The organism is Pseudomonas sp. TWI929 (assembly GCF_039673335.1).
GTDB lineage: Bacteria > Pseudomonadota > Gammaproteobacteria > Pseudomonadales > Pseudomonadaceae > Aquipseudomonas.
The window spans coordinates 1-11,661 of record NZ_JBDJLK010000120.1 but is presented as its reverse complement, the minus strand read 5'-3'; the positions used below and the strand labels follow the sequence as shown (position 1 = coordinate 11,661).

At 57.3% G+C, this 11,661-nt stretch carries 11 protein-coding genes; 8 read left to right on the top strand and 3 right to left on the bottom strand.

Annotation, left to right across the window (positions count from 1 at the left end; genetic code table 11):
- Positions 1-113 precede the first annotated feature (113 nt).
- Positions 114-425, bottom strand: coding sequence for a hypothetical protein (locus ABE456_RS26750; RefSeq protein ID WP_346646603.1), 312 nt, complete (start codon positions 423-425; stop codon positions 114-116).
- Positions 426-633: 208 nt separating this feature from the next.
- Between ABE456_RS26750 and mdeB the strand changes: the two genes are divergently transcribed.
- The 6 genes from mdeB (at position 634) to ABE456_RS26720 (ending at position 8,784) form a co-directional block, all read left to right on the top strand.
- Positions 634-3,297: an alpha-ketoglutarate dehydrogenase gene (gene mdeB, locus ABE456_RS26745; RefSeq protein ID WP_346646602.1), complete on the top strand. Its 2,664-nt coding sequence runs from the start codon at positions 634-636 to the stop codon at positions 3,295-3,297.
- Positions 3,298-3,445: 148 nt separating this feature from the next.
- Complete coding sequence (locus tag ABE456_RS26740) at positions 3,446-4,456, top strand: aldo/keto reductase (protein ID WP_346646601.1); 1,011 nt, start codon at positions 3,446-3,448, stop codon at positions 4,454-4,456.
- 72 nt (positions 4,457-4,528) lie between these two features.
- A complete protein-coding gene (locus ABE456_RS26735) occupies positions 4,529-4,939 on the top strand; it encodes an SRPBCC family protein (protein WP_346646600.1) in 411 nt (136 codons plus the stop codon).
- 670 nt (positions 4,940-5,609) lie between these two features.
- Positions 5,610-6,653, top strand: coding sequence for a SagB family peptide dehydrogenase (locus ABE456_RS26730; protein WP_346646599.1), 1,044 nt, complete (start codon positions 5,610-5,612; stop codon positions 6,651-6,653).
- Between the two features lie 29 nt (positions 6,654-6,682).
- The gene (locus ABE456_RS26725; RefSeq protein ID WP_346646598.1) at positions 6,683-7,600 is read left to right on the top strand and encodes a diiron oxygenase; all 918 of its coding nucleotides are present in this window, start codon (positions 6,683-6,685) and stop codon (positions 7,598-7,600) included.
- Positions 7,597-8,784, top strand: a complete 1,188-nt coding sequence (locus ABE456_RS26720; protein WP_346646597.1) for an MFS transporter — start codon at positions 7,597-7,599, stop codon at positions 8,782-8,784. Before ABE456_RS26725 ends, ABE456_RS26720 begins: the two co-directional genes overlap by 4 nt.
- 8 nt (positions 8,785-8,792) lie before the next feature.
- Here the strand turns inward: ABE456_RS26720 and ABE456_RS26715 are convergent, their stop codons facing one another.
- On the bottom strand, positions 8,793-9,308 hold the full coding sequence (locus tag ABE456_RS26715) for a DUF4880 domain-containing protein (RefSeq protein WP_346646596.1): 516 nt from the start codon (positions 9,306-9,308) through the stop codon (positions 8,793-8,795).
- 434 nt (positions 9,309-9,742) lie between these two features.
- Positions 9,743-10,054: a hypothetical protein gene (locus ABE456_RS26710; protein ID WP_346646595.1), complete on the bottom strand. Its 312-nt coding sequence runs from the start codon at positions 10,052-10,054 to the stop codon at positions 9,743-9,745.
- 130 nt (positions 10,055-10,184) lie between these two features.
- Between ABE456_RS26710 and ABE456_RS26705 the strand changes: the two genes are divergently transcribed.
- Both ABE456_RS26705 and ABE456_RS26700 read left to right on the top strand, forming a co-directional pair.
- Positions 10,185-10,838, top strand: coding sequence for a S24 family peptidase (locus ABE456_RS26705; RefSeq protein ID WP_346646594.1), 654 nt, complete (start codon positions 10,185-10,187; stop codon positions 10,836-10,838).
- Positions 10,839-10,907: 69 nt separating this feature from the next.
- Positions 10,908-11,573, top strand: a complete 666-nt coding sequence (locus ABE456_RS26700; protein WP_346646604.1) for a LexA family transcriptional regulator — start codon at positions 10,908-10,910, stop codon at positions 11,571-11,573.
- The last annotated feature ends 88 nt before the right edge of the window (positions 11,574-11,661 follow it).

The following is an 11,661-nucleotide window of genomic DNA, read 5'->3' as shown; positions in this document are numbered from 1 at the left end:
GCAACAAGCTCTGGTCAAGAACTTGTTGCCACGGCGCTTCGTCTTTCAGGCCCGATATCCTGCTCGGCAAAGCCGGTTCCCGCAGGGCGGAACCTGGTGATGGCACATTTACATCATTCTGGATTGTCCGACAAATTATTCAGCAATGCAACCAAGCGCCGCCGTAGCAGCCCCAGTTCGCGGGATTTGAAGGCGTGTCGGGTTTGCTCCAGCACCTCGGTAGCATCCAGCAAAGCAGCCTGTACCTGCCCAGCCGGCCCCAATTGTGCTGCACCTAGCCAACGGCAGAGCGGTACGGCGCTGCAATTACCGGGCGCACTCAGCACCTCGCAATCGGGTGCTATAGGAGCCAACAACTGGCGCAATTGATCAGCCAGTTCAAGATTGTTGCAGATAATTCTGGTTGCCTGGTTGGACTCGCTCATCAAACTGCATTCCCCTATGTTTGCTGAGCTGTTTACAACACCGCCTGTAGCGTTTTACTGATTCAAATCAATGTTGAAACCTTTCCACCGCCCCCGACAATCGCCCGCATGGCGCGCAGGCGGTGCATGGCTGCATACAATAAATGTGAGGTCTACGTTAAGTCAGTGCACCCGCGGCTGTCGTTTCAACCACCTGAGGTCGTGTGAAATGAGCAACTCGATTCCAGCGCCCGAGATCGTCGATCAAGCTGCTGAAGATATTGACACTGTCGAGACGAACGAGTGGCTCGATGCCCTGGAGGGCGTAGCACGCTGTGCGGGAAGCGCGAGAGTGGAGTATTTGCTGCAACGCCTGGCCGAGCATGCCGGCCACCTGGGTGCGCGAATCGCCGCCAACCCTTACTCGCTCTATCAGAACACCATCGCATTGGAACAGCAGCCGGTGTACCCCGGTGATCTGGCGATGGAGGAGCGCATTACCTCAATCATTCGCTGGAATGCGCTGGCCATGGTGGCCAAGGCGAACAAGGCTTATGGCGAACTGGGCGGCCACATTGCCAGCTACGCTTCTGCCGCAGAGATCTTCGAAGTAGGTTTCAACCATTTCTTCCGTGCCGATACTGAAGGCGGCAAAGGCGACCTGGTGTATTTCCAGCCCCATTCAGCTCCAGGTGTCTATGCGCGCGCCTTCCTTGAAGGCCGGCTGGAACAGCAGCAACTCGAGCGTTACCGGCAGGAGGTGGACGGCGGCGGGCTCTGCTCATACCCACACCCTTGGCTTATGCCGAATTTTTGGCAGTTTCCGACGGGCTCCATGGGCATCGGGCCCATCAACGCCATCTATCAGGCTCGGTTCCTGCGTTACCTGCAACATCGTGGTATCGCCTCGACGCAAGGCCGCCATGTGTGGGGCGTATTCGGCGATGGCGAGATGGACGAGCCGGAGTCCGTCGCCGCACTGTCGTTTGCCGCACGGGAGAAACTGGACAATGTCACCTTCGTGATCAACTGCAACCTGCAGCGGCTTGATGGGCCTGTACGCGGTAACGGGAAAATCATTCAGGAGCTGGAATCACTGTTCAAGGGGGCTGGCTGGAATGTCATCAAAGTGGTCTGGGGGTCGGGCTGGGATGCACTGTTCGCGCGGGACCACAACCATGTTCTGCTGCGCCGCCTCGCCAGCACCGTCGATGGCCAATACCAGACCTTGGGTGCCAACGATGGTGCCTACAACCGTGCCCACTTCTTTGACCTGGAGCCGGAGCTGCAAGCGCTGGTCGCCCACATGAGCCCGGCCGAGATCGATGGCCTGCGTCGCGGCGGCCATGATTTGCGCAAGTTGCACGCTGCATTCGACGCAGCGAAGCGACACAAGGACCACCCCACAGTCATCCTGGCGAAGACCAAGAAAGGCTTTGGCATGGGCCAGGCCGGCGAGTCGCGCAACACCTCGCACCAACAGAAGAAGCTGGATGTCGAGGCCCTCAAGGCGTTTCGAGATCGCTTTGCCTTGCCCTTGGATGACCAGGCAGTGGAGGAGATGCGCCTTTATCGACCGCACGACGACAGCCCCGAATTGCGCTACTTGCATGGGTGCCGTCAGGCGCTGGGCGGATACCTCCCTCGACGCAGCAGCGTGGCCCCCAGGGTTGCCATACCGCCGCTCGCAGAATATGCACGGTTTGCCCTGGAGCCCGATGACCGGCAAATCTCCACCACGATGGCCGTGGTCCGGCTGTTCACCAACCTGCTCAAAGACAAGCAGCTGGGCCCGCGCATAGTGCCTATCGTGGCCGACGAGGCGCGTACTTTCGGCATGGCCAACCTGTTCCGCCAGGTCGGCATCTATTCACCAGTGGGCCAGCTGTACGAGCCGGAGGATGCCGGGGCATTGCTCTACTACAAGGAATCCACTGATGGCCAGTTGCTGGAAGAAGGCATTACCGAAGCTGGCGCCGTCTCGTCCTGGGTAGCTGCAGCGACCTCCTACAGCGTCAGCGGCGAGCCGATGCTGCCGTTCTATATCTACTACTCGATGTTCGGTTTCCAGCGCATCGGCGACCTGATCTGGGCGGCTGCTGACCAGCGCGCCCGCGGTTTCCTGATTGGCGCCACCGCTGGCCGCACCACCCTGGCGGGCGAAGGCCTGCAACACCAGGACGGTACCAGCCAACTCATCGCCTCGACGGTGCCCAACTGCCGTGCCTACGACCCTGCGTTCGCCAGTGAGGCTGCCGTGATCATCGATCATGGCAGCCGACGCATGCTTGAGCAGCAGTGCGATGAGTTCTACTACCTGACGGTGACAAACGAGAACTACACCCAGGCCGCCCTGCAGGACAGCGAGCACGACGATGTCATCCGCGGCATGCGCCTGTATGGCACGCGCGGAAGTGCTGAGCCTGCGGTACGCCTGCTGGGGTCTGGCGCGATCATGCGCGAGGTGATCGCCGCCGCCGAGTTGCTGCAGCAGGACTGGGGCATCAGCAGCCAGCTCTGGAGTGTCACCAGTTTCTCGGAGCTGGCGCGCGACGCTCGCGAAGTAGAACGCCTGCGCCTTTTCGGCAGCCATTGCGAAGGGCAGAGCCATTTGCTGCGTTGCCTGCCCGGGCATACGCCCGTGGTGGCGGTCAGCGACTACGTGCGTGCTTATGCCCAACTGATCGCCCCCCATGTCAGCGGGCCGTTCACCGCCTTGGGTACTGATGGCTTCGGCCGCAGTGACACGCGTGCTGCGCTGCGTCGCTTCTTCGAGGTTGATCGTTACCACATTGCCTTGGCGGCATTGGCCGGTATCGACCCTGGCAAGCATGCCGAAGCGCGGCTGCGGTATAGCATCGACGCAAACGCCGAGGCGCCCTGGAACCGCTGAGCAGCGCCATCCGGCGTAGCGCCAAGGCTATGGTGTTGCATAAAAGGTCTCAAGTCGTTCGAAATATGACTTGGACGGTCTTGCTGGGTGGGGCATAGGATTGCGGCCACTGGAGTTCACAACCAACTCCCCCATCAGGAAAACGCACATGAACCTCAAATCCCTTATCGCCAACCCACTGGGCTTCGGTACCGCGCCATTGGGCAACATGTTCCGTAACGTGCCTGAAGACGAAGTACAAGCTACCGTCGATGCCGCCTGGAGCAACGGCGTGCGCTACTTTGACAGCGCCCCGTTCTATGGCGCCGGCCTCTCCGAAACCCGCCTGGGCAATGCCCTGGCCGGCCGCCCTCGTGACGAGTACGTGCTCAGCACCAAGGTTGGCCGCATCATCCTCGACGAACTGGAAGACCCCGCCGCCCGTGAACTGGGTGAAAAGAGCGGCCTGTTCGAGCACGGCAACCGCAACCGTATCGTCAATGACTACAGCGCCGACGCTACCCTGCGCTCCATCGAAGACAGCTTGCGCCGCCTGAAGACCGACCGCCTGGACATCGTCTGGATCCACGACATCGCCCAGGATTTCTACGGTGATGAATGGCTGAGCCAATTCGAAATCGCCCGTACTGGTGCCTTCCGCGTGCTTACTCGCCTGCGTGAAGAAGGTGTGATCAAGGCCTGGGGCCTGGGTGTGAACCGCGTCGAGCCGATCGAGTTGACCCTCGACCTGGATGAGCCTCGCCCTGATGGCTTCCTGCTGGCCGGCCGCTACTCGCTGCTGGACCACGACCGCGCGCTGCAACGCGTGATGCCGCAAGCGGTGGAGCAGGGTGTCGGCATTGTCGTGGGTGGCCCGTACAGCTCGGGCGTGACCGCTGGCGGCGAGCACTTCGAGTACCAGAAAGCCACCCAGCCGGTACTGGCCAAGCTTGAGCGCATCCGTGCCGTAGCCCGTGCCCATGGTGTGGATGTGAAGGCGGCTGCCTTGCAGTTCGCCCTGGCCCACCCGGCCGTAGTCTCGGTGATTCCGGGCTCCACCCGCCCTGAGCACGCCAATGAAGACCTCGCCGCACTGAGCAAGGTGATTCCGATGGCCTTCTGGAACGACCTGCGCCAGCAAGGGCTGATTAACGCCCAAGCCCCGGTACCTGCTGTTTAAACCGACTTTGCAGGGCCGCACCGCGGCCCTGCTTACCCCGAATCAATGGGGCCACGCCCCAGGAGAATCATCATGGCAACTGCACAAGCTTCCATCACCCTGGCAACCGATGCCAACCGCGTTTGGCAACTGATTGGCGGTTTCGACGCGCTACCCGACTGGCTGCCTTTCATCCCCGAAAGCACCCTGAGCGAAGGCGGCCGCGTCCGTACCCTCAAGAGCGTCGCTGGCGACACCATCATCGAACGCCTGCTGGACTTCAACGAAGCAGGTCGCAGCTACAGCTACACCATCCTCAGCGGGCCGGCACCGGTACGTGACTACCAGTCGACCCTGCGTGTGGTGGCTGAGGGTAGCGGCGCTCGTGTGGAATGGTCCGGCTCGTTCGTGCCGGCTGGGATCAGCGATGCTGAAGCTACTGCGCTGTTTGCCGGTATCTATGAAGACGGGCTGGCGGCGCTGAAGAAAGGGTTGGAAGGCTAAGCGTATTTTCTGGACGGGCTTGCCCGGCGGCAGTGTCAGGATTTGAATTCTGGTACGTCGCTGGGGCCTGCTGTCAATCAGTGAGCCAACCCGGCTAACCCTCGACCCAGGTCCCTCCGTGGCTGGTCGTGTCTCCCTCCCTCCGCTTGGCCCTCGATGATCGTGCAGGCTGCACCGGTTTCGATGACTGCGCCGCAACTGATCCGGTCATCTACAGGTGCGACGGCCTTAACTATCCATGAATGTGACTTCAGGAATTTACAGTCCTTTAGTCCGCAATAGATCTGATCTTCGGCTCGAGAACTGAGACTAAGTTGTTTTTGTATATCTGAATTTAACCGCTCTAGATGACAGCCTGATGGCTTGTTTTGCGCGTGTCAGATGTCTTGCGGGTAATCTGGGTGCGTCGTTCGTAAGTGTGTCGGTAAAAAATCCTACAACACCATCGGAAATTTCGCTGCCTGCTTCGGCTTGTGCTTCTTTAAGATATCGCTATTATCAGGAGTGTCGCAATGTCGCGGCATTTATATGGAGATTCAAAATGAAAGCTATCAAGATGGAATCTGTAAAGCTGGGAAATTTGGCTCTTTTGGTCAAAAAGGCTAAATAAGATTTAGCCGGTAAATGCTGAAGCGCAGTGCCGGCCTGCGCTTTGGCTAAGGGAGGGGGTATGATAAGTAGGGACTGCTTTTTTATTGCTATAGATAATGCTCTGATTTGCTGGGACTTCAAGAGGCACAAGCAGTATCAGTTGTCGGTGGAGCATGCGCATCGGTTGGTCTCATTAATTTATGGCCAAGGCTGCAGTGATTTAAATGATGTGGTAGTTGAGGATTTGAAGCGCTGTAAGGTTGTGTTGGATTCTACCGGAGGCGAGAGTGCTTGGGGTTGGGATGTGCTTTCTAGGATTTTTCATCTTGGCACCAAAGATATAGTGCTGGAAAACCAGCCGTCCAGCGAGCATGAGTGGGCTGCTCAATACCTCGAACATTGTAATGATGTATTGAGTGAGGCTTCGCCTGTTGAGACATTTCGGGGTGTTGTAGGCGGTATCCAGTTGCCTGGTTTGTGCGCTGCGGATGAATTTGATGAGGTGCTTGCGCGACGAGCAACTGTAAGAGCCTTCCATCACGTACCGATTTCTATAGCTGAGCTAGGGAAGATCCTGCATCATGCACTAGGCTTTGTTGAGAGGCGAGCACTTTCTAATCAAGAAGGAGGCGTTGAGCAGTTCTCCAAACGTCGTAGCAGTCCATCAGCGGGTGGCTTAAATGCTACGGAGGGCTATGTATATGTAGCTAATGTCGAAGGCTTGGAGCCAGGAATATACTACTACGATCCTCAGCACCATCAGTTACATTGGCGTAGTCAGGTAGTGCCGAGGCTGGGCGATTTGCTTTCAGGTCAGCATTTCGCGAACGATATGCCGGTAGGGCTGTTTCTGACCTCTAGGTTCGATAAGTTGTGGTGGAAGTATGAGCATTCACGTGCCTATCGGATGGCATTGATAGAGATTGGCCATGTGGCACAGACTTTTCAACTGGCGGCCACTGCCGGTGGGATGAGTACATGGCTAACTGGTGCGTTGAATGAGTCCACCATTGAACCATTGCTAAAGCTTGAAAATCCTGATGAGCAGGTGATTTTTTTTGTCGGCTGCGGTTATAGCGATGGTTCCGCTATCCCGAACTGCTTAAGGTCTCTATTGAAGTAAGGTTTGCACGAGGTGTATGCGTGAGAAGAATGACTGATCGTAGTGTTGCTATGTTTAGAGATTGGCATTTGTCTAGCGCTGTGCGCTCGCGGCCTTATGCATACAAATTTTCGGAGGCGGACTTTGCTCAATCTGAGCCTGGCATGTGGTTTCCTGCTGCGCTCAGTTCTGCATTGGCTCATGACTCAGTAAAAGCTCTTTCAAAGCAAGAGTTGAGGACTTTGCATGTATATCATTTGGTGTATTTCATGGGCTACACGACAGAGCTGGAGGTGGCTCATGTCAATGAGGCTGTGCAGTGCGTCGTGGTTGGCGGTTTAAAGAAGTACTTTGAGGATGAAGAGCGTCGTATCGCTTTGAAGCTCTACGCTGATGAAGGATACCACGCTCTATTTTCACGGGATATTGCAGATCAGGTGGCAAAACATTTTGATCTGGTGCGGGCTAAGTCTGCTCGAATTGTGGGGCTAGACCGTATTTTGGAGGAAAGTCCTTTAAGGTTTAGAGATTTAACCCGATTTTGTATCGCGTTTTTCTCAGAGACTTTGATTGTTTGTGAGTTATTAAAGCTATCTCGCGACTCACTTGTAGAACCTGTGGCGCATATGCTGATTGATCATTTGCATGATGAGGGGCGCCATGCGGTCTTCTTTTCTGAGTGCTTCGTCCGGCTGTGGTGGAAGATCTCCAGGTGCGAGAAAAATTATGTGGTTGAAGTGCTGCTTGAGGTGCTTGCGGTCTTCTGTCGACCTGATATTCATTTCTTGCAGATGCTTTTTAAAAGTCGGCCAGCCATCGGGCGCGAAGTTGTCGATTATTTAGAGGCGAATTGGCCTGCGCGGATGATTGAGGTTTCTGGGCCGACGCTTCGAGCGATTAAGCGCACTGATTTGCTGGATGATGAGGGCTATTTTATGCAATTCAAAACGGCGGGGTTAGTCGCATGAGCCGGCCCTTGGGTTCGCTCAGTAGCTTTCTGTACTCGGCCCTGTTGATTCTGTTGTGTCTGCTAGGCGTATTCCCTCTGGATGTGATCCTACCATCGTTCCCTGCGCTCGCAGACGAGCTCCACGTCGAGTCACGGCAAATAGCCTACTCGGTGAGTTTCTTTGCTTTTGGTGTTGCCTTGGCGCAAGTTGTGATCGGGCCATTGTCGGATGGCATGGGACGTAAGAGTTTGTTACTCGCAGGGCTGGGAGTGTCCATTGCAGGGGCAGTGGGTTGTGTATTTTCAACCCGTTATGAGACATTCATGGCGTTCCGTTTACTGCAGGCCTTGGGTTGCGGGAGTTTCGTGCTGGGCCAGGCGCTTGTGCAGGATCTGTATAGGGATAAACAGCGCAATGCCATGCGAATCCTGCTGACCAGCGCAAGTGGGCTGTTCATCTCGTTGTCACCGGTTGCAGGCGCTTTTCTTCAACATTCTTTTGGCTGGAAGGGAAGTTTTGTGGTATTCGCTTTCATTGCCGTGATCGTTTTATGCCTAACGTATGCTCTGCTGCAGGACAAGCCTGCGTCGTGTGGCCGTACCCTAGGCATGCGCAGCTACCTGATCATGCTGCGTGATACGACCTTTCTCGCGCACGCCATGTTGTCCAGCCTTGCCTTTGCCTGCCATTTTTCCTTTATCGTTATCGCGCCTTTGGTATTGATGGACCGGCTGGGTCTGACGCCATATCAATTTTCCATTGCATTTATTGCCTATGGACTTGCGTATGTTGCTGGCGGAGCAGCCGCGACTCACTTGAACAATCGCGTAAGCCCGCAGGCTCAGATCAAAACGGGGTTCCTGCTGATAGCCGTCGGGGGCATCACCTTGGTGATCTGGGAGCAGGTAGCAGGATTAACGGTGGTGGGGCTTCTGCTACCGATGATCATCTGCACGACCGGGACAACGCTGGTGCGCCCCGCTGCGACTACCCAAGCCTTGGGGCGTTACCCGCAGCAGGCCGGTGCGGCAGCATCGCTCAATACTACATGGCTGTTTGCAGGTGGTGGTTTGGCTGGCAGTCTTGTTGCAGGCGTTGAAAGTGCGCTGCCGATGAGCTTGGGGCTTCTGTTCCTGAGCGCCAGTTTGTGTGGATGGCTGTTACTTGCATGCATCAAAGACAATGAGATGCAGCATTGCTGAGGCGTTGATCAGGCCCAAAAACCAAACAGCACCAACGCCGCCACACCCAGCCCGACCGCCACCGAACAGCCGCCCAACGACAGCGCCGCCCGGCCTTGCCGGTACCAGCCGTCCTGGCCCAGTTGCCGTGCCGGTGCCAACAGGCTGCGCCAGCGCAGTTCCGTTTCGTGAAACGCCTGCAAATTCGCCGGGTCCGCATCCAGCCAGCGGCGGAAGTCGATGCGCTCGCACGCCGTCACCTGTGGGCTTTGCAAGCGCACGTACCATTGCCCGGCAACACTCGCCAGCCCGTCCTGGGGTGAGCGGCCGGCCTGAAGTGCCTGGTCCATGTGCCGTTCAATGCTTGGCAATGGCAGGTCGAGGCGGGCGGCGATGCTGGCGAAGTCCAGCTGGTCCAGGCGGTTGAGCAGGAACACTTGTTGCACACGCCGTGGCAGGCGTTTCAGGGCATGCAGCAAGGCGTCGTCGGCAGTATGTTCGGCAGCAGGGGTTGGGTGCTCAAGGGGCAGCAGCAGACGGGTCATTGACAGCTCCTTGCTCGGAAGGGGGGAGGGAGGGGGCATCGTCCTTGATGCGTGATCAGCGTAGGTGAAACGAGATTGATTCTCAAGTGCTGATTCCGCAAAGTTTTGTAATGAGCGTTCACGCCCTGAAACACCTTTGCTATCATGCGCGCCATCACGATCTTCATTAGCCTGAAGAGCCAAAAAAAAGACCCAGCAAAAAGCTGGGTCAAAAACCGTGATTAGCCTGATGAGGAGATAATCTGAGAGCGACCTAAGCTCCAGGTTATCCAGCAGATCTCGCGATCAGCTGAGTGCAATAATAATCGTTATCATTTGCCAGTCAAATGAATTTTCGCTAATCCGGTAAAAAAGTTTTACCGGCGCGCTTCCTTGTCCCGGCAATCGGGGCCTTTGCCGTTACCAAGCCATCACGTTCTCTCCCTTCTTTTTGTCTATAAACCCCGTTCCCCGGGGCGTTTGTGCTCCAGCAGTGCGCGGGCCATGTCCATCATGTGCATCAGGGCGAAGGTCAGTTCGCGCTGGCTGCCGTGCTGGTGGGTGGCGGTTTCCTGCGCAGTGGCGGCGGCGCAGCGCAGCAGGGCGATGGCGTGCTCCTGGGCCTGGTCGCCGGTTACGCCTTCGTGCAGGGTCCAGATCTTGTTGTCCTGGGTGGGGCGTGGCGGGTTGGGGTTGAGGTAGTAGTCGAGCGCACGGCGGGCGGCTTCGCTGTCGAGATCTGTTTCGTCGTTTTTCGATGGTTTCATGGCGATACCTGCTGATTTCCCTTCAAGCACACTGGAATCACAGCATAGGTCAGTCTGTACTATTTAATGCTAAATAAATAATTCAGATTGTGTATTGCTGCGAGTAATACAGTCCGTATTGTTGCCGCTCATGGAAAACTGGAACGCATTTCTCAAGCGCTACAAGCGCGAACATAACCTCAGCCAGCTCAAGCTGGCCGAGCGCCTGGGCATGACGCAGGGGGGCGTGGGGCATTGGCTGCGTGGTACGCGGCGGCCGACGCTGGAGACCATTAACGAGAAGCTCGAAAAACTGGGGCTGGTGTTTCTGGAAGCTCAAGTCATGGTGGTGGAGCGCGATATCGTGCGCGAAGCGCCTGGCCACTATGCGGCCGAGCAGCCGGTTTCGGCCGAAGCGCTGCTTTATGCGAGCTTTCGCTTCCCAGTGCTGAGTTGGGCTGACTTACAGGGGCCTTTGCCAGAGACAAGCAAGGCCCACGAACAGACGGACTACATGCCCGCGGGTAATGCGTTCTGGCTGGTGGTGGAAAACGATTCGATGAATGCCGCCAGTGGCAAGAGCGTGCCTGAGGGTATGCGTGTGCTGGTGGATACCGGCCTGCCGGCAGAGCCAGGCAGGCTGGTCATTGCACGGCAGCCGGGGCGGCCGCCAGTGTTGCGGCAGTTGGTCGAGGAGGGTGGAGACAAGATGCTCAAGCCGCTGAATACGCGCTATCCGACTGTTCTCTGTGAAGAGGGTTGCGAGTTTCTGGGTGTGGTCGTGCGGGTGCACGGGGCCTTCTAGATTGTCGGGGCTGCTGCGCAGCCCTATCGCGACACAAGGCCGCTCCTACAACGGATGATCATGCCAGCGATGAATATGGACAGATGGATTGCCCTCGTTCGCGACCGGATGGAAGAGCTAGGGCTCACTCAAGAACAGCTTGCCGAGCGCGTTGGCGTGTCTCAAGGCAGCGTGGGGCATTGGGTGAGCAAGCGGCGGCAGCCGAAGGTCGAGTCGATGAACCGCACGCTCGTCGAGATTGGCATGCCCCACTACAGCGTCAGTTTACAACTGCGCATTCAGGGGCAGGTTGACGTGGAGCGGAGCGTTTACGAGGTGGATGACGCTAATGACGATCTGGACCTCATGCCGTACATCGTGTGTTTTCGCTACCCGGTGCTGGGTTGGAGTGAGTTAGGTGCTGCGCAGGCAGAAGAACCTGCCGTGTTCGAGCAGACCGGCTACCTGGCGCAGGGCAAGGCGTTCTGGCTGACCGTTGAGAATGACGCGATGAGCGCCCTCAGTGGCCGCAGTGTGCCGCAGGGCATGCGGATGCTGGTGGACGCTGGGGTAGAGGCTGAGCCAGGGCGTCTGGTGATCGCTCGTCAGCCAGGCAAACCGGCGATTTTCCGCGAGTTGACCGAGGAAGGCGGGCAGCGGTACCTGAAGGCGCTGAACAGCAACTACCCGGCACTGCTGTGTGAAGAGGGTTGCGAGTTTCTAGGTGTGGTCGTGCGGGTGCATGGGGCCTTCTAGATTGACGGGGCTGCTGCGCAGCCCATCGCCGGCAAGCCAGCTCCCACAGGTAAGGCGCATGGCTTGAGTTCAGTGTAATCGGGGTGGG

Bases quoted from the DNA above. Each gene is read 5' to 3' on its own strand.
- ABE456_RS26730 (WP_346646599.1), top strand. From the start codon at position 5,610: ATGATAAGTAGGGACTGCTTTTTTATTGCTATAGATAATGCTCTGATT.
- ABE456_RS26705 (WP_346646594.1), top strand. From the start codon at position 10,185: ATGGAAAACTGGAACGCATTTCTCAAGCGCTACAAGCGCGAACATAAC.
- ABE456_RS26735 (WP_346646600.1), top strand. From the start codon at position 4,529: ATGGCAACTGCACAAGCTTCCATCACCCTGGCAACCGATGCCAACCGC.
- ABE456_RS26720 (WP_346646597.1), top strand. From the start codon at position 7,597: ATGAGCCGGCCCTTGGGTTCGCTCAGTAGCTTTCTGTACTCGGCCCTG.
- ABE456_RS26700 (WP_346646604.1), top strand. From the start codon at position 10,908: ATGAATATGGACAGATGGATTGCCCTCGTTCGCGACCGGATGGAAGAG.
- ABE456_RS26750 (WP_346646603.1), bottom strand. From the start codon at position 425: ATGAGCGAGTCCAACCAGGCAACCAGAATTATCTGCAACAATCTTGAA.
- ABE456_RS26715 (WP_346646596.1), bottom strand. From the start codon at position 9,308: ATGACCCGTCTGCTGCTGCCCCTTGAGCACCCAACCCCTGCTGCCGAA.
- ABE456_RS26710 (WP_346646595.1), bottom strand. From the start codon at position 10,054: ATGAAACCATCGAAAAACGACGAAACAGATCTCGACAGCGAAGCCGCC.
- mdeB (WP_346646602.1), top strand. From the start codon at position 634: ATGAGCAACTCGATTCCAGCGCCCGAGATCGTCGATCAAGCTGCTGAA.
- ABE456_RS26725 (WP_346646598.1), top strand. From the start codon at position 6,683: ATGACTGATCGTAGTGTTGCTATGTTTAGAGATTGGCATTTGTCTAGC.
- ABE456_RS26740 (WP_346646601.1), top strand. From the start codon at position 3,446: ATGAACCTCAAATCCCTTATCGCCAACCCACTGGGCTTCGGTACCGCG.